The organism is Streptomyces johnsoniae (assembly GCF_031845565.1).
GTDB lineage: Bacteria > Actinomycetota > Actinomycetes > Streptomycetales > Streptomycetaceae > Streptomyces > Streptomyces johnsoniae.
In genome coordinates, this window is sequence record NZ_JAVREV010000015.1 from 49,661 (window position 1) to 65,419 (window position 15,759).

17 protein-coding genes are annotated in these 15,759 nt (G+C 74.1%); 12 read left to right on the forward strand and 5 right to left on the reverse strand.

Annotated features, from left to right (window positions below; genetic code table 11):
• Window positions 1-127: 127 nt before the first annotated feature.
• The 6 genes from RM779_RS24260 (at window position 128) to RM779_RS24285 (ending at window position 4,693) form a co-directional block, all read left to right on the forward strand.
• Complete coding sequence (locus RM779_RS24260) at window positions 128-430, forward strand: urease subunit gamma (protein WP_077062247.1); 303 nt, start codon at window positions 128-130, stop codon at window positions 428-430.
• Window positions 431-492: 62 nt separating this feature from the next.
• Window positions 493-819 (forward strand): urease subunit beta, encoded by a 327-nt coding sequence (locus RM779_RS24265; protein ID WP_311619870.1) that lies wholly within the window; start codon window positions 493-495, stop codon window positions 817-819.
• The gene (locus RM779_RS24270) at window positions 812-2,533 is read left to right on the forward strand and encodes an urease subunit alpha (protein ID WP_311619871.1); all 1,722 of its coding nucleotides are present in this window, start codon (window positions 812-814) and stop codon (window positions 2,531-2,533) included. Before RM779_RS24265 ends, RM779_RS24270 begins: the two co-directional genes overlap by 8 nt.
• A gap of 12 nt (window positions 2,534-2,545) precedes the next feature.
• Complete coding sequence (locus RM779_RS24275; protein WP_311619872.1) at window positions 2,546-3,220, forward strand: urease accessory protein UreF; 675 nt, start codon at window positions 2,546-2,548, stop codon at window positions 3,218-3,220.
• 13 nt (window positions 3,221-3,233) lie between these two features.
• Entirely contained in the window at window positions 3,234-3,932 is a 699-nt protein-coding gene (ureG, locus tag RM779_RS24280) for an urease accessory protein UreG (protein ID WP_311619873.1), read from the forward strand.
• The gene (locus RM779_RS24285; RefSeq protein WP_311619874.1) at window positions 3,929-4,693 is read left to right on the forward strand and encodes an urease accessory protein UreD; all 765 of its coding nucleotides are present in this window, start codon (window positions 3,929-3,931) and stop codon (window positions 4,691-4,693) included. The genes ureG and RM779_RS24285 overlap by 4 nt, the downstream gene beginning before the upstream one ends.
• On the opposite strand, the gene RM779_RS24290 is transcribed toward RM779_RS24285, so the two are convergent.
• Window positions 4,672-5,598, reverse strand: a complete 927-nt coding sequence (locus tag RM779_RS24290; RefSeq protein WP_311619875.1) for an AraC family transcriptional regulator — start codon at window positions 5,596-5,598, stop codon at window positions 4,672-4,674. The genes RM779_RS24285 and RM779_RS24290 overlap by 22 nt on opposite strands.
• Before the next feature lie 75 nt (window positions 5,599-5,673).
• Here RM779_RS24290 and RM779_RS24295 point away from each other — a divergent pair, with 75 nt between their 5' ends.
• Window positions 5,674-6,483, forward strand: a complete 810-nt coding sequence (locus tag RM779_RS24295; protein WP_311619876.1) for a phytanoyl-CoA dioxygenase family protein — start codon at window positions 5,674-5,676, stop codon at window positions 6,481-6,483.
• Window positions 6,484-6,546: 63 nt separating this feature from the next.
• Here the strand turns inward: RM779_RS24295 and RM779_RS24300 are convergent, their stop codons facing one another.
• The gene (locus tag RM779_RS24300) at window positions 6,547-7,572 is read right to left on the reverse strand and encodes an aldo/keto reductase (protein WP_311619877.1); all 1,026 of its coding nucleotides are present in this window, start codon (window positions 7,570-7,572) and stop codon (window positions 6,547-6,549) included.
• A 197-nt stretch (window positions 7,573-7,769) separates the two neighbouring features.
• Here RM779_RS24300 and RM779_RS24305 point away from each other — a divergent pair, with 197 nt between their 5' ends.
• Window positions 7,770-8,342, forward strand: a complete 573-nt coding sequence (locus RM779_RS24305) for a TetR/AcrR family transcriptional regulator (RefSeq protein WP_311619878.1) — start codon at window positions 7,770-7,772, stop codon at window positions 8,340-8,342.
• Window positions 8,343-8,378: 36 nt separating this feature from the next.
• On the opposite strand, the gene RM779_RS24310 is transcribed toward RM779_RS24305, so the two are convergent.
• Entirely contained in the window at window positions 8,379-9,035 is a 657-nt protein-coding gene (locus RM779_RS24310) for an HAD family hydrolase (RefSeq protein WP_311619879.1), read from the reverse strand.
• 245 nt (window positions 9,036-9,280) lie between these two features.
• Between RM779_RS24310 and RM779_RS24315 the strand changes: the two genes are divergently transcribed.
• The 4 genes from RM779_RS24315 (at window position 9,281) to RM779_RS24330 (ending at window position 14,592) form a co-directional block, all read left to right on the forward strand.
• Window positions 9,281-12,736, forward strand: coding sequence for a DNA polymerase III subunit alpha (locus RM779_RS24315; RefSeq protein ID WP_311619880.1), 3,456 nt, complete (start codon window positions 9,281-9,283; stop codon window positions 12,734-12,736).
• Complete coding sequence (locus tag RM779_RS24320; protein ID WP_311619881.1) at window positions 12,733-13,719, forward strand: DNA polymerase Y family protein; 987 nt, start codon at window positions 12,733-12,735, stop codon at window positions 13,717-13,719. Before RM779_RS24315 ends, RM779_RS24320 begins: the two co-directional genes overlap by 4 nt.
• A 220-nt stretch (window positions 13,720-13,939) precedes the next feature.
• Window positions 13,940-14,170, forward strand: a complete 231-nt coding sequence (locus RM779_RS24325) for a FitA-like ribbon-helix-helix domain-containing protein (RefSeq protein WP_311619882.1) — start codon at window positions 13,940-13,942, stop codon at window positions 14,168-14,170.
• Window positions 14,167-14,592 (forward strand): type II toxin-antitoxin system VapC family toxin, encoded by a 426-nt coding sequence (locus RM779_RS24330; protein WP_311619883.1) that lies wholly within the window; start codon window positions 14,167-14,169, stop codon window positions 14,590-14,592. Before RM779_RS24325 ends, RM779_RS24330 begins: the two co-directional genes overlap by 4 nt.
• 527 nt (window positions 14,593-15,119) lie before the next feature.
• Here RM779_RS24330 and RM779_RS24335 read toward each other — a convergent pair.
• Both RM779_RS24335 and RM779_RS24340 read right to left on the reverse strand, forming a co-directional pair.
• Window positions 15,120-15,449: an ankyrin repeat domain-containing protein gene (locus RM779_RS24335; protein WP_311619884.1), complete on the reverse strand. Its 330-nt coding sequence runs from the start codon at window positions 15,447-15,449 to the stop codon at window positions 15,120-15,122.
• A 5-nt stretch (window positions 15,450-15,454) separates the two neighbouring features.
• Window positions 15,455-15,733: a deaminase domain-containing protein gene (locus tag RM779_RS24340; protein WP_311619885.1), complete on the reverse strand. Its 279-nt coding sequence runs from the start codon at window positions 15,731-15,733 to the stop codon at window positions 15,455-15,457.
• Window positions 15,734-15,759 lie beyond the last annotated feature (26 nt).

The following is a 15,759-nucleotide window of genomic DNA, read 5'->3' on the forward strand; positions in this document are numbered from 1 at the left end:
GACGTCGGTCACACTCGGTGAGCCCCGTCACGTTGATACTTCTGAATGAAAGTAACGCCGCCGTAACGAGGTCGAACTAGCCTCCAGTTCTGGCGGTTTCCGACCGGACGACGTGAGGTGGGCAAGCATGCAACTGACCCCGCACGAGCAGGAACGTCTGCTCATCCATGTGGCCGCCGACGTGGCCGACCGCCGCCGCGCCAGGGGCCTGCGGCTCAACCATCCGGAGGCCGTCGCGCTGATCACCGCGCACGTCCTGGAGGGCGCGCGCGACGGGCGCACCGTCGCCGAGCTGATGGATTCCGGCCGCCGGGTCCTCGGCCGGGCGGAGGTGATGGAAGGCGTTCCGGAGATGATCCACGACGTCCAGGTCGAGGCCACCTTCCCCGACGGCACCAAGCTGGTGACCGTCCACGAGCCCATCGCCTGACATTCCGGGGCCAGAGCCCCGAGCAGCCGCGGCTCCGCGGCCGATACCCGAGAAGGGCAGTCGTGATTCCCGGAGAGATCCTGTTCGCCGAGACGCCGGTACCGCTGAACGAGGGCGCCCCCGTCACCCGGCTCACCGTGCGTAACCTTGCGGACCGGCCCGTCCAGGTCGGCTCCCACTACCACTTCGCCGAGGCCAATCCAGGACTCGACTTCGACCGGGCCGCGGCCCGCGGCCTGCGCCTGGCGATCCCGGCCGGCACCGCCGTGCGCTTCGAGCCGGGCATCCCCGCGGAGGTGGCCCTGGTGCCGCTGGCCGGCCGCCGGATCGTCCCGGGACTGCGCGGCGGGGCCGGCGGGGCACTCGGGGAGGGCGGGGCCCGTGACTGAGCTGACACGGGCCCGCTACGCGGACCTGTACGGGCCGACCACGGGCGACCGGGTGCGGCTGGCGGACACGGACCTGCTGATCGAGGTCGAGGATGACCTGGCGGGCGGCCCCGGCCGCGCCGGGGACGAGGCCGTCTTCGGCGGCGGCAAGGTCATCCGCGAGTCGATGGGCCAGTCCCGCGCCACCCGCGCCGAGGGCACCCCGGACACCGTGATCACCGGCGCCGTCGTACTGGACCACACCGGCATCGTCAAGGCCGATCTCGGGATCAGGGATGGCCGGATCGTTGCGCTCGGCAAGGCCGGGAATCCGGACACGATGGACGGGGTCCACCCGGGCCTGGTGATCGGCCCGGAAACGGAGATCATCGCGGGGAACGGCCGGATTCTGACCGCGGGCGGCGTCGACGCGCACGTCCACTTCATCTCGCCGCGCCTCGCCGACGAGGCCCTGGCCTCCGGCGTCACCACCCTCGTCGGCGGCGGCACGGGACCGGCCGAGGGCAGCAAGGCCACCACGGTGACGCCCGGGCCCTGGCACCTGGCCCGGATGCTCCAGGCCCTGGACGACACCCCGGTCAACGTCGGGCTGCTCGGCAAGGGCAGCACCGTCTCCCGCGAGGCCATGCTCAGCCAACTGCGCGGCGGCGCCGTCGGCTTCAAGATCCACGAGGACTGGGGCGCCACGCCCGCCGTCATCGACGCCTGCCTCGGGGTGTGCGAGGAGACCGGCGCCCAGCTCGCCATCCACACCGACACCCTCAACGAGGCCGGTTTCGTCGCCGACACCCTCGCCGCCATCGCCGGCCGGTCCATCCACGCCTACCACACCGAGGGCGCGGGCGGCGGGCACGCGCCCGACATCATCACGGTCGTCTCCGAGCCGAACGTGCTGCCCAGCTCCACCAACCCGACCCGGCCGCACACCCTGAACACCGTCGAGGAACACCTCGACATGCTGATGGTCTGCCACCACCTCAACCCGGCCGTCGCCGAGGACCTGGCCTTCGCGGAGTCCCGCATCAGGCCCTCCACCATCGCCGCGGAGGACGTCCTGCACGACCTGGGCGCCATCTCCATCATCTCCTCGGACTCCCAGGCCATGGGCCGCGTCGGCGAGGTGATCATGCGGACCTGGCAGACCGCCCACGTGATGAAACGGCGGCGCGGCGCACTGCCGGGCGACGGCCCGGCCGACAACCACCGGGCCCGTCGCTATGTCGCCAAGTACACGATCAACCCGGCGGTCGCCCAGGGGCTCGGCGACGAGATCGGCTCCGTGGAGCCGGGCAAACTGGCCGACCTGGTGCTCTGGGAGCCCGCGTTCTTCGGCGTCAAACCGCTGCTTGTCATCAAGGGCGGCCAGATCGCCTGGGCGCAGATGGGGGACTCGAACGCCTCCATCCCCACGCCGCAGCCGGTGCTGCCGCGGCCCATGTTCGGCGCGCTCGGCCGGGCGGCGGCCGCGGGCTCCGTCAACTTCGTCACCCACCTCGCCCTCGACGGCGGGCCGTTCGACGGCCTCGGCCTGGCCAAGCGGCCGGTCGCCATCGCGGGCACCCGCGGCACCACCAAGGCCGACATGCGGCTGAACGACGCGCGCCCCCACGTCACCGTCGACCCCGACAGCTTCACCGTCACCGTCGACGGCGAGCCGGTCACCCCCGAGCCGGCCACCGAACTGCCCCTCGCCCAGCGCTACTTCCTCTTCTGACGGGCCCGTTCGATGTCCGCAGCGGCACTGCTCCTGATCGCGGACGGCCGCTTCCCCGCCGGGGGCCACGCCCACTCAGGCGGCATGGAGGCGGCCGTCCGCGCCGGCCGGGTCACGGGCCCCGCCACGCTGGCCGCGTTCTGCTCGGGCCGCCTGCACACCGCGGGGCTCACCGCCGCCGCCCTCGCCGCCGCGGCCTGCGGCGGCTGCGATCCGCGCGACCTGGACGAGGCGGCCGACGCCCGCACGCCCTCGCCCGCGCTGCGCGCCACCGCGCGCAGGCTCGGCCGGCAGCTGCTGCGCGCCGCCCGCGCCACCTGGCCCGCACCGCACCTGGACGCCGTGGCGGCCGAGCACCCGGGCGGGCTCCACCAGCCCGTCGTGCTCGGCCTCGCGGCCCGCGCCGCGGGCCTCGCCCCGCGGGACGCCGCCCTGGCCGCCGCCCACGAGGCCGTCAATGGGCCGGCCTCCGCGGCCGTGCGGCTGCTCGGGCTCGACCCGTTCGACGCCACCGCCGTGCTCGCCCGGCTGGCCCCCGACCTCGACCGCGTCGCGGACCGCGCCACCGCCGCGGCCGCGGCCGTTCCCCGGCACGGCACCGACGCCCTGCCCGCCGCCTCGGCGCCGCTGCTCGACATCACCGCGGAAGCACACGCCACCTGGCCCGTGCGCCTCTTCGCCTCCTGAACGGAGCCCCGCCATGCACCTGGACCACCACGAGACGTACCCCACCCGCCACACCTGCACCCTCCGCCCCGACGGCACGCGCCGCGCCCTGCGCATCGGCCTCGGCGGGCCCGTCGGCTCCGGCAAGACCGCCACGGTCGCCGCCCTGTGCCGCGAACTGCGCGACGGCCTCGCCATCGCCGTCGTGACCAACGACATCTACACCCGCGAGGACGCCGACTTCCTGCTGCGGAACGCCGTGCTGCCCGCCGAACGCATCACCGCCGTCGAAACCGGCGCCTGCCCGCACACCGCGATCAGGGACGACATCTCCGCCAACCTGGAGGCCGTCGAGGAACTGGAGGACCGCACCGGGCCGCTCGACCTGATCCTCGTCGAATCCGGCGGCGACAACCTCACCGCCACCTTCTCCACGGGCCTCGTCGACGCCCAGGTCTTCGTCATCGACGTCGCCGCGGGCGACGACATCCCCCGCAAGGGCGGCCCCGGGGTCACCACGGCCGACCTGCTGGTGGTCAACAAGACCGACCTGGCCCCCCACGTCGGCTCCGACCTGGCCGCCATGGCGCGCGACGCGCGGGCTCAGCGCGGCGAACTGCCGGTCGCGTTCACCTCGCTCACCGCCCCCGGCGGCATCGGCCCTGTCGCCGACTGGGTGCGCGGCCGGCTCGCCGCCTGGACCGCGGCGCACCCGGCCGGGGCCGGCGCGTGAACGCACCCGGCCGGGCCGGCGTCGTCGCACACGCCAGGATCGCCGCCGCCCCGGGCGGCGCGCTGCCCGTGCTGCGCAGCGAAGCGCCCCTGGCCCTGCGCCGCACCCGCGCGGCCGGGCCGTGGGCCCAGGTGGCGGTCGTCGGCGCGATGAGCGCCCCGCTCGGCGGCGACCGGCTGCGCCTGACCGCCGAGGTCGCGGCCGGGGCGGCGCTGCGCGTCGGCTCGGCCGCGGCCACGCTCGCCCTGCCGGGCCGCGCGCCGTCGGAGCCCGCCACCTACGACACCGCCCTCGCCGTCGGCGAGGGCGGAGAGCTGCGCTGGCTGCCCGAGCCCGTGATCTCGGCCCGCGGCAGCGAACTGCACACCACCACCCGCGTCGACCTGGCCGCCGGAGCGCGCCTGGTGCTGCGCGAGGAGCAGGTACTCGGCCGGGCGGGGGAGGAGCCGGGCCGGCTGCGCGCCCGGCTGACGGTGCGCCGCGACGGGCGGCCGCTGTTCGACCAGCAGCTCGCGTTCGGCCCCGGAACGCCGGGCTGGGACGGCGGCGCGGTACTCGGTGGCCACCGGGCGGTGGGCCAGCTGCTCGTGGTCGACCCGCGTCTCGCCGACGCGCCGGCCGAGGCCCGCTCGCTCGGCGGCACGGCCGTGCTGACGCCGCTTGCCGGACCGGGCGCGCTGGTCACCGCCGTCGCGGACGACGCCCTGGCACTGCGCCGCCTGCTGGAACGCGGCGCCGGCTACCTGTGCCGCTCCCGGTAGGCGCCGGGCGGCACGCCGTAGCGGGCGCGGAAGACCCGGCTGAAGTGGAACGGGCTGGCGAACCCCGAGGCGGCGGCCACCCGCGCCACCGGCAGATCCGTCACCTCCAGCAGCCGCGCGGCGTGCCGCAGCCTGGCGTCGCGCAGCACCCGCATCGGGGTGTCGCCGAGCGTTTCCGCGAACAGGTGCCCCAGCCGGGACGGGGACAGCGCGACCCGCGCCGCCAGTGACTCGACCGTGTGCGGGGCGGCCGGGTCGGCGGCGATCAGCGCCGCCACCCGCCGCACGCGCGGATCGGTGCCCGCCCCGGTCGCCCCGGTCGCTGTGGCCGCTGTGGCTGCTGTGGCCGGGGGCGCGGCGGTGGCCAGCAGGACGATCTCCTCAAGGCTGCCGAGGGCCAGCTCCGTGGCGGCGGCCCCGTGCGCCACGGCGACCCGGTTCGGCACCGGCCGCGGGTCCGGCTCCGGCGGCGCGCCCTCGCCCGACCACCTGGCGTCGGCGTGCAGGCGGCGGAAGGCCGCGGCGATGCGGGGGCGGACGGCGGCGGGCACGGGCACGACCGCGTACAGCCGGGCGCCCGCGGCGTGCGGGCGCAGCCACGCGGCCCAGGCCGCCCTGGCCCGGCAGTGCACCCACCAGAACGCCCAGCGCTCCGCGCCCGCCGCGGTCGCGTAGTGGTGCGGAACGCCGGGGCCGAGCACGACCAGGTCGCCGGGTCCCGCCTCGGCCCGCGCGGCGCCCTGGCGCAGCAGCCCGCGGCCGACCGCGGTCCAGGTGAACAGCCAGCTCTCGGTGCCGCTCGGCCTGCTGACGGCGTAACCGGGACGTTCGTCGAAGTACCCGGCGGTGACCAGGCCGGGCGGCGGGGCAGGGGTTTCTGGCAGGTCGGCAGCGTTCACGGGCATCCTCAGCGCGGTGCGGTCGGGCCTAGCGTCGCAGGGGAAGAAGGCTCGCGGAAGGCGCACGGAAGGAGCGGGCGGATGACAGTCACCACGGCCGTGGACGACTACGTCGGGCAATTCCAGGACGAGGGCTTCCTGGTGGTGCGCGGCCTGTTCGGGGCGGCGGAGATCGAGGATGTGCGCGCGGAGTTCATGGCGCTGCACGCGGGCGGGCCGATTCCCGGCCACTTCGAGCCGCGGAGCCGACAGGACGAAGGACCGGCGGACCCGCTGCACAGCTTCCCGCGCGTGATGCACCCCCACCGCATCAACGAGCTGGCGCTGCGGTACCTGCTGGAGCCGCGGCTGCGCGGCATCCTGGAGAACCTGCTGGGGGAGGAGGCGCTCGCGGCCCAGAGCATGTTCTACTTCAAGCCGCCGGGGGCCCGCGGCCAGGCGCTGCACCAGGACAATTTCTACCTGCGGGTGGAGCCGGGCACGTGCGTGGCGGCGTGGATCGCCTGCGACGAGATCGACCGGGACAACGGCGGCCTCGAAGTCGTGCCCGGAACGCACCGGATGGACCTCTTCTGCCCGGAGGAGGCCGATCCGGAGCTTTCGTTCGTCCGCGAGTACGTGCCGCCGCCGCCCGGCCTGAAGACGGTGCCGGTCGACATGTCGCCGGGCGACGTGCTGTTCTTCAACGGCAGCCTGGTGCACGGCTCGCAGCCCAACCGCACGGCCGACCGGTTCCGGCGCTCGTTCATCTGCCACTACGTGGGCCGGTCCGCCGAGCGGATAGGCCACTGGTACCGGCCGCTGTCGATGAACGGCGACCGGGTGCCGCTGGCGGAGAGCGAGGGTGCGGGCCCCTGCGGCACGGAGTTCGACGCCGCGGGCCCGCACTGAGCCCTGGCCGGGCGGGCGCACGGGGGCGGCCGGGCGCGCGGCCCGTGCCGGCCGGCCCTGGGCTCAGGCCCGGTCGGGGTGGAGCATCCGGAGCTGTTCCGGGGTCGGCTCGGGTGATCCGGCGCCCCTGACGCGCTCGGCCAGCGGGTCGAGGGCCGCGTTCTCGGCCGCGGTCAGGCGGATGTGGGCGGCGCCCGCGTTCTCCAGGAGCCGGGCGCGGCGCTTCGTGCCGGGGATCGGCACCACCGGCAGCCCGCCGTGGTGCGCCGGCCTGGCGAGCAGCCAGGCCAGGGCGATTTGCGCCGGAGTGGCGGAACGGGCCTGCGCGATCCGCAGCAGCGGCGCGAGCAGGCGGGCGTTGTGGGCCGCGTTCTCGCCGTTGAAGCGGGGGATCGTGCGGCGGAAGTCGTCCTCGGTGAGGTGGGCGGCCGAGGAGTACTGGCCGGTGAGGAAGCCGCGGCCGAGCGGCGAGTAGGGAACGAAGCCGATGCCGAGCGAAGCGCAGGCCGGTACGAGGTCCCGTTCCGCGTCCCGGCCGAACAGCGACCACTCGCTCTGCACGGCCGCCACGGGATGGACCAGGTGGCCGGCGCGCAGCTGCGCGGCGGTGACGTTGGACAGGCCGAGGTGGCGCACCTTGCCCGCGGCGACCAGGGCGGCCATGGCGCCGACGGTGTCCTCGACGGGGACCTTGGGGTCCGGGTGGTGGAGGTAGTAGAGGTCGATGTGGTCGGTGCCGAGCCGCCGCAGGCTCGCGTCGCAGGCGGCGGCCACGTAGGCGGGGTCGGCGCGCAGGCCGAGCAGCCGCCCGTCGTGCGGGTCGCGCACGGCGCCGAACTTGGTCGCGACCACCACGTCCGCGCGGGCCGCCGAGGTGCGCAGGAAGTCGCCCAGCAGGAGTTCGTTCGCGGAGCCGACGCCGTACATGTCGGAGGTGTCCAGGAACGTCACTCCCTGGTCGACGGCCAGCCGCAGGGTGGCGAGGGCCTCCTGCCGGTCGGCCGGGCCGAAGAATTCGCTCATGCTCATGCAGCCGAGGCCGATGGCGGACACCTCCAGGCCGGTGGGGCCGAGGGCAACCGTGTGCATCGGGGGTCCTTTCACGGGATGTGCGGGGGAGCCGCCCACAGAAGCGGGACGGCCGTCCCGTTTAAAAATACGGGACGCCCATCCCGCTTGTCCAGGCGGCGCGGTCCGGACGCCGTCCGGGAGCCGGGCCGCCCCGCGGAGCCGAGACCTAGAATCGGGAGGGCGAGCAGTCGGGGAGAGCAGGAAGGCGGACCAAGGTGCCGGAGGAACGTCCCCTGCGCGCCGACGCCCGGCGCAACCGCGCCCGGGTGCTCGCCGTGGCCATCGACACGTTCGCCGCGGAGGGCATGTCCGTGCCCGTCCACGAGATCGCCCGCCGCGCGGGCGTCGGCACGGGAACGGTCAGCCGGCACTTCCCCACCAAGGAGGCGCTGTACGAGGCGATCGTCCGCGAGCGCGTCGGGCAGATCGTCGGGGACGGCCGGGCCCTGCTCGAACACGGTGATCCGGCGGAGGGCTTCTTCGCGTTCTTCCGGCTCATGGCCGAGCAGGGCGCGGCCGACCGCGGGCTGGCCGAAGGGCTCGCCGGGGTCGGCTTCGACATGGAGGCCGCCGCGGCCCGCGGCGGCTACGACGTCACCGGCGTCTGGCGGGAGCTGCTGGCCCGGGCCCAGCGGGCCGGCGCGGTGCGCGGCGACGTGGAGGTGGCCGACGTCAAGGCCCTGCTCAGCGGCTGCGTCGCCCGGGAGCGGTCAGGCCCGGAACCGGCCGCGAGGGAACGCATGATCGCGATCGTCCGCGGCGGGCTGCGCCCCACGGCACCCGCCTGACCTGCGGGGCCTAGCCGCCTAGGCCGCCTAGGTGGTCTAGGCGGCCAGCAGGGCGGGCAGCTTGCGCATGTCGTCGAACACCACCGTGCCCTGGCCCGCCAGCCACTCGGCCGGGGTCAGCCCGCCCGCGTAGCCGAACGAGCGCATGCCGGCGGCGCGCGCGGCGCGCACGCCGTACTGGCTGTCCTCCACCACCGCGCAGCGCTCGGGCTCGGCCCCCATCCGCGCCGCCGCGTGCAGGAAGAGGTCGGGCGCCGGCTTGCCGTGGGCCACCTCGGATGCGCTGAAGATCCGCCCCTCGAACCGCGGATACAGGCCGGTGCGGGTGAGGGTGCGGCGCATCTTGGTATGCAGGCCGCTCGACGCTATGCAGTGCGGGATGGTGATGCCGTCCAGTGCCTCGCCGATGCCCTCCACCTCGGTCAGCTCGGCGTCGATCGCCGCGTCCAGCCGCTCGCGGTACCGCTCGCCCCACACGGCCGCCTGCTCCTCGCCGAGGCGCTCGGCGATCTGCGCGCGGACCGCGCGCTCGGAGCGGCCGAGGAAGCGGTCGATGATCTCGCCCTCGGTGAGCGGCCAGCCGAGCTCCTCGCCCAACTCGACGCAGACCCGCAGGGCGAGCGGCTCGCTGTCCACCAGCACGCCGTCGCAGTCGAAGATGACGAGGTCGAAAGGGGCGGAAGGAGGCGTCACGCCGACAGCCTAGCCTGTCCGGGTGACGGCCACGGGAGACGGCTGCGCGGCTGCGCGCGGGCGTGGAGCGGGCCGTGCGGGCGGCGGTGGCGGCGGCGTAACGGGGATGGTTTCGGCCACGTCGGCCCCGGTCGGCGGGGGTGTGACCTGGTCGTTCGTCAGATTCGCACATGCGTTCGATGGCTGGTTTATGGTGGAGACGGACAGCGGCGAAACAGGGGGGCCGGGTGTGACAGGAGGTGCGGATGCCGGGCTTCGCACACCTGCACGTGGCGTCCGGATTCTCCGCGCGCTACGGCGCCTCGCACCCCGAGCGGCTCGCCGAGCGGGCCGCCGAGCGGGGCATGGACGCCGTGGCGCTGACCGACCGCGACACCCTCGCCGGCGCCGTGCGGTTCACCAAGGCGTGCGCGCGTGCCGGGGTGCGCCCGGTGTACGGGGTCGAGCTCGCCGTCTCCCCGCAGCGCCCGGCCGAGGCCGCGCGGCGGCGCCCGAGGACCCCGGTGCGCGGTGGCGCCTTCGCCGATGAATCGGCGCCACGGGTGATCTTCCTCGCCAGGGACGGCGCGGCCGGCTGGGCGCAGCTGTGCCGGCTGGTCACCGCCGCGCACGCCGGCGCGCACGCCGGTGCGGCCGGCGGTGCGGTCGGCGGCGAACGGCCCGTGCTGCCGTGGTCCGAGGCGTACGGGGACGGGCTGACCGTCCTGCTCGGACCGGCCTCCGAGCCCGGCCGCGCGCTGGCCGCCGGCCGCCCCGACCTGGCCGCCCGGCTGCTCGCCCCCTGGCGTGAACGGTTCGGCGGCGCGCTGCGCATCGAGGCCGACGCCGCGGGCCCGGCCGCCGCCGCGGGCCGAGCCCTCGGCCTCGCCGCGGAACAGGGCGTGCGCCCGGTGCTCACCAACGCGGTCCGCTACGCCGACCCGGGCCAGGGCGCGGTCGCCGATGTGCTGGACGCGGCGCGGCGGCTCGTTCCCATCGATCCGCGCGGCTCACTGGACGGCGGGGAGCGCTGGCTGAAGGGGCCGGAGGAGATGGCCGCCGCGGCGGTCCGCGCCGCGGAGGCGGCCGGCTACGGGCGGTCCGCCGCGCACCGGCTGCTCGCCCTCACCGAGGAGACGGCGGCGGACTGCCGGGTCGACCCGGGCCGCGACCTCGGCCTCGGCGGCGTGCACTTCCCCGAGCCCGGGCTCGTGGGCGCGGCCGGGCGCACCGCGGACCGCGCGCTGCGTTCGCGCTGCGCCGCGGGGATGGTCGTGCGCCGCCACGAGCGGGACGCGGCGCGCTGGCGGCGCCTGGACGAGGAGCTGGCCATCATCGAACGCCTCGGCTACGCCTCCTACTTCCTCACCGTCGCCCAGGTCGTCGAGGACCTCAAGGGCCTGGGCATCCGGGTCGCCGCCCGCGGTTCCGGGGCCGGGGCGCTGGTCAACCACCTACTTGGCATCGCGCACGCCGACCCCGTCGAGCACGGCCTGCTGATGGAACGGTTCCTCTCCCCACGCCGCGGCGCGCTGCCCGACATCGACATCGACGTGGAGTCGGCCCGCCGGCTGGAGGCGTACCGGGCCATCTTCGAGCGCTTCGGGGAGGAGCGGGTCGCCACCGTCGCCATGCCCGAGACCTACCGGGTGCGGCATGCCGTCCGGGACGTCGGCCTCGCGCTCGGCCTCGACCCGGCCGAGGTCGGCCGGCTGGCCAAGGCGTTCCCGCACATCCGCGCCAGGGACGCGCGTGCCGCGCTGGCCGAGCTGCCCGAGCTGCGCGACGTCGACGCCGACCGCTACGGGCCGCGGATGTGGGAGCTGGTGGAGGCGCTGGACGGGCTGCCGCGCGGGGTGGCCATGCATCCCTGCGGCGTGCTGCTGTCCGACGCCTCGCTGCGCCTGCGCACGCCCGTGGTGCCCACGAGCGGTGAGGGGTTCGCCATGTCGCAGTTCGACAAGGACGACGTGGAGGATCTCGGCCTGCTCAAGCTCGACGTGCTGGGGGTGCGGATGCAGTCCGCCATGGCGCACGCGGTGGGCGAGACGGAACGGGTCACGGGGGAGCGGATCGATCTGGAACGGGTTCCGCAGGGGGATCAGGAGACCTACGCGCTGATCCGTTCGACCGAGACGCTGGGCTGCTTCCAGATCGAGTCGCCGGGACAGCGCGATCTCGTCGGGCGGCTTCAGCCGGAGACGTTCCACGACCTCGTTGTCGACATATCGCTGTTCAGGCCCGGGCCCGTCGGGGCCGATATGGTGCGGCCGTTCATCGACGCCAGGCGCGGGCGGCGGGCGCCGCGCTACCCCCACCGCGACCTGGAGCCGGTGCTGCGCGAGACGCACGGTGTGGTGATCTTCCACGAGCAGGTCATCGGCATCATGGCCACGCTGACCGGCTGCGACCGGGCGCTGGCCGACGAGGCGCGGCGGGCGCTGTCCGATCCGGAACGCCGGGGGCGGGTGCGCGACTGGTTCGCCGCCGAGGCGGGCGGGCGCGGCTATCCGCCCGAGGCCGTCGCCCGCACCTGGGAGATCCTGGAGTCGTTCGGCAGCTTCGGCTTCTGCAAGGCGCACGCCGTCGCCTTCGCCGTTCCGACCTACCAGTCCGCCTGGCTCAAGGCGCACCACCCGGCCGCCTTCTACGCCGGGCTGCTCACGCACGATCCGGGCATGTACCCCAAGCGGCTGCTGCTCGCCGACGCGCGGCGGCGCGGGGTGCCGGTGCTGCCGCTCGACGTCAACCGGTCCGATGCGGCCTATAGAATCGAACTGGAGTCTGAATCAGGGGTGCTGGGGGTCAGGCTCGCCCTCGGCGAGGTGCAGGGCATCACCGAGGAGGAGGCGGAACGGATCGCCGCCGGGCAGCCGTACACCTCCCTCACCGACCTGCTCGGCCGCGCCGCCCCCTCCCGCCCCGTCGCCGAACGGCTGGCCCGCGTCGGCGCCCTGGACGCCTTCGGCGGCAATCGCCGCGACCTGCTGCTGCACCTCGCGGAACAGCACGCGCAGCGGCGCGCGGCCGGCCGGCCGGGCGGCCCCCAACTGCCGCTCGACGACGGCGAGGAGGCGCCCCCCGCCGGGCTGCCCGACCTCGACGAGGACGAACGGCTCGGCGCCGAACTCGGCGTGCTCGGCATGGAGACCACGCGGCACCTCCTGAGCGGCCACCACGCCTTCCTCAAGGAGCTGGGCGTCCTGTCCGCCCGCCGCCTGCGCGAGGCCGCGCACGGGGAAACGGTGCTGGTCGCCGGGGCCAAGGCCGCCACCCAGACGCCGGCCATCAGGTCCGGCAAGCGCATCATCTTCGTCACCCTCGACGACACCACGGGCCTGGTCGACCTGGCCTTCTTCGAGGACAGCCACCCCGCGTCCGCCCGCACGGTCTTCCACTCCTGGCTGCTGCTGGTGCGCGGAACGGTCCAGCGGCGCGGTCCGCGGACGCTGAGCGTCGTCGGCCGGACCGCCTGGGACCTCGACGAGCTGGCCGAACTCCGCCGCACCGGCGGCCTCGACGCGGTCGCCGCGCGGCTCGCCGCGGGCGGCGACGACGGCGCGGCGGCTGTCTCCGGCGAAGGCGACGACGTTACGGAGGACCGCCGCATCGAGCTGTCCACCGGCTACTCCCTGCACCCCTGGGCCGACCTGCGGCCCGCCGGGGACTCCGCCAAGTACCCGCGCAAGCTGTGGCACGCGAGCCCGGGGAGCGCCGGATGACCCGGGTGCTCTACGTGCGGTTCCTCGGCCGCTCCGCCGCCTCCGCCGAAGGACATCCGGCACTGCTGCGGCTGCTCCACGGCATCACGCCCGTGGTACAGGCCCTGCCGCCCGACGCGGCGTTCGCCGATGTCGGGGGCGCCCTGCGGTACTTCGGGCGCGACGCCGCAGGGCTCGCCGGCCTTGTCCGGGTGCGGGCGCTGGCGCTGCACGGCACGGACTGCGTCATCGGCGTCGCCGCCAACCCGCTGCTGGCCCGCATGGCGGCCGACGCGCACGGCGCCCCCGGCGTGGCCGAACTGCCCGACGCGGCGGACGCCGTGGCCGGTTTCCTGGCGGACCGGCCCGCCACCGCCCTCCACGGCGTCGGCGCCGCCACCGCCCGCACCCTCGCCTCCTACGGCCTTGACACCGTGGGCCGGATCGCCGCCGCGCCGCCCGCCACCCTCCAGCGCATCCTGGGCGCCGCCCGCGCCCGCCGCGTCCGCGCCCTCGCGCAGGGCACCGACCCCACGCCCGTCACCCCGTCCGCCCCGGCCCGTTCGGCGTCGGCGGAGCACCGTTTCGGCCACGACGAACTGGACGCGGGGCTGCGGCGGCGCGCCCTGCTCACCCTCGCCGACGAATTGGGCTACCGGCTGCGCGGTGCCGGGCAGGCCGCCCGCGCCCTCACCCTGACCGTCCACTACGCGGACCGGAGCACCACCACCCGCAGCCGAACCCTCGCGGAACCGACCGCGCACACCCAGGACCTGACCGGCGCGGCCTACGCACTGCACGACGCGCTCGGCCTCCAGCGCGCCCGGGTGCGCGCGGTCGCCCTGCGCGCGGAGGAGCTTGCGGACGCGGCACACACCACCCGTCAGCTCTCCCTGGACCCGACCGAGGAACGCCGCCACCGCGCGGAGGCGGCGGCGGACCGCGCCCGCAGACTCTTCGGCCCCAAGGCAGCCACCCCCGCGGGCCACCTGGACGTGGCCTGAACGACCGCGAGCTGAAGCGTGCGTGCGTATCGAACGTCCGATCCTGGCCCCGGCGGAAGTGTCCGCGACATGTCGACATCGCGGATTGATGGCTCAGCGGGCTTCCAGAACGACCGCCCCGGCGGGGAACGATGTCCTGAACCGGGCCCGCCCACCCGTCGTGGGCACTCACCACTTTCCTCTGACTGCATAATGACTGCATTGACGCTAGAATGCAGTCATGACTGCGTTCACCATCAGGGAAGTGCCTGACGACATCGCCTCCCGCCTGAAGATCCGCGCCGCTGAAGCCGGTCAGTCCCTCCAGACCTACCTCCTTGCCCTCGTCACCCGGGAAGCAACTCGGCCCACTCTTGCCGAGATCGCGCAGCGTGCCGAGCAGTACGCGGTCAGTGAGGTCGACAACGATGATGTGCTCGCGCTCATCGACGAAGGACGAGCCGCACGTTGATCGTCATTGACTGCTCAGCCATCACCATGTTTCTCACCGACAGCGGGGTCGTCGGCCAGCAGGTCCGTGCCCGCGTCGCCCAGGAAGACACCCTGCACGCTCCCCACCTCCTGGACACCGAAGTCGCATCCGCACTCCTCGGCATGGCACGAGGCACCAGAAGCGGCCTTCCCAAGCTGCAGAAGGCTGTGCTCGACGAGCACATCAAGACGTACAGCGCCCTGCGCATCGACCGTCATGAGGCAATGCCCCTGTTGCCACGCGTCCGGGTCCTGCACGCCAACCTGTCCGCCTACGACGCCACCTACGTCGCCCTCGCCGAGACTCTCGGCGTCCCCTTCATCACCACGGACGCCAGAATCAAGCGGGGCATCCAAAAGCCGCGATGCACGATCGAGGTCATCGGCGTCGAGGAGACCTGATCTGACTGCTCGCAGAATCGTGTCACCGTCCGCAGTGCAACGCCTCCCTGCCGTCAACGCGGGCCCGCGCGGGTCGAGGCCGCCAAGGTGAAGGCCCCGATCCTCCGCACGTCCGGCCAGCGCGGCACCATGCCCGATGCGTGCCCGTCAGGACGGTTGGTCACGGGTCAACAGCGATTCTCAGCGGTGGGCCGCCCTGTCGCCGAAGTCGAGGCCCCAGCAGGTCAGCGGTCTGAAGGTTTCCGCAGGCTCAACGATTCCCGAACTCAGAGCGCGAGTTCGACAGCAGCAGCCTCCCGGTGCGTAGGTCACCCGCCAGCCGACGGGCGTACTCCAACTCGCCGGTGGTGGCCGTCCCGAAGACTGCTCCGATCACCGTCCGAGTCCCGCAGGCCACCAGCGCCGCCAGCCCATAACGGACCGGGTCTGTCAACGAGGATGGGGCGTGGTGATCGGGGGATGAGCATGGACAGGACGGGCCCGCCCCGGATGGCTGAGGGGCGGGCCCGCTGAGCGGGAATGTGGTTTCAGAGGCCGTGTTCCCGTTTCCATGCCGCGAACATTCCAAAGATGCGGGCGTTGTCGGCTAGGAACGCCATGTGCTCGGCCGAGACTCCGGTACCGCCACCGGAGCGTCGGGTGGGGTCAGCTCCCCGGGAAAGAAGAAAGGCGACGGTGTCGATCTGCTTTTCACCGCACTCGGCGTCGCTGTTGAAAGCGATGTCCAGCGCATGGTGCAGCAGAGACAGGCCGTCGTGTTCCTCGTGGACATCGGCGCCGACGTCCAGCAGTTTGCCGAGTGCGTCGAGGTCCTCCATCTCCACGGCTTGGTGAGCAGGAGAGAAATCAGCCACCATGATAGTCACCCCCAGGACACGTTGATCTCGATATTCGGGAAATCGCTCCGGAACTGGTCGATCACTGAGCTGCGTGACCCGCACACCTCAAGCTTGGAGTGCAAGTCCATCCGGCCGGTGTGCGTGGACGACGGTAGGCCCAGCTGGTTGGCGATGTAGTTGAGCAGCTTGAACTCGGTGTCGAAATAGCGGCTGTTGTTCGGGTTCTGATTCGGTAGGGCACGAGGCATGTAGCGCTGCCTCTTGCAGCCGCACGATGCGACAGACGTCGGCCGCCAGCTCATCCAGGGCCCGTGGTGGGGCATCGTCC

Bases quoted from the DNA above. Each gene is read 5' to 3' on its own strand.
- RM779_RS24260 (WP_077062247.1), top strand. From the start codon at position 128: ATGCAACTGACCCCGCACGAGCAGGAACGTCTGCTCATCCATGTGGCC.
- RM779_RS24275 (WP_311619872.1), top strand. From the start codon at position 2,546: ATGTCCGCAGCGGCACTGCTCCTGATCGCGGACGGCCGCTTCCCCGCC.
- ureG (WP_311619873.1), top strand. From the start codon at position 3,234: ATGCACCTGGACCACCACGAGACGTACCCCACCCGCCACACCTGCACC.
- RM779_RS24290 (WP_311619875.1), bottom strand. From the start codon at position 5,598: ATGCCCGTGAACGCTGCCGACCTGCCAGAAACCCCTGCCCCGCCGCCC.
- RM779_RS24295 (WP_311619876.1), top strand. From the start codon at position 5,674: ATGACAGTCACCACGGCCGTGGACGACTACGTCGGGCAATTCCAGGAC.
- RM779_RS24300 (WP_311619877.1), bottom strand. From the start codon at position 7,572: ATGCACACGGTTGCCCTCGGCCCCACCGGCCTGGAGGTGTCCGCCATC.
- RM779_RS24315 (WP_311619880.1), top strand. From the start codon at position 9,281: ATGCCGGGCTTCGCACACCTGCACGTGGCGTCCGGATTCTCCGCGCGC.
- RM779_RS24320 (WP_311619881.1), top strand. From the start codon at position 12,733: ATGACCCGGGTGCTCTACGTGCGGTTCCTCGGCCGCTCCGCCGCCTCC.
- RM779_RS24325 (WP_311619882.1), top strand. From the start codon at position 13,940: ATGACTGCGTTCACCATCAGGGAAGTGCCTGACGACATCGCCTCCCGC.
- RM779_RS24335 (WP_311619884.1), bottom strand. From the start codon at position 15,449: ATGGTGGCTGATTTCTCTCCTGCTCACCAAGCCGTGGAGATGGAGGAC.
- RM779_RS24340 (WP_311619885.1), bottom strand. From the start codon at position 15,733: ATGAGCTGGCGGCCGACGTCTGTCGCATCGTGCGGCTGCAAGAGGCAG.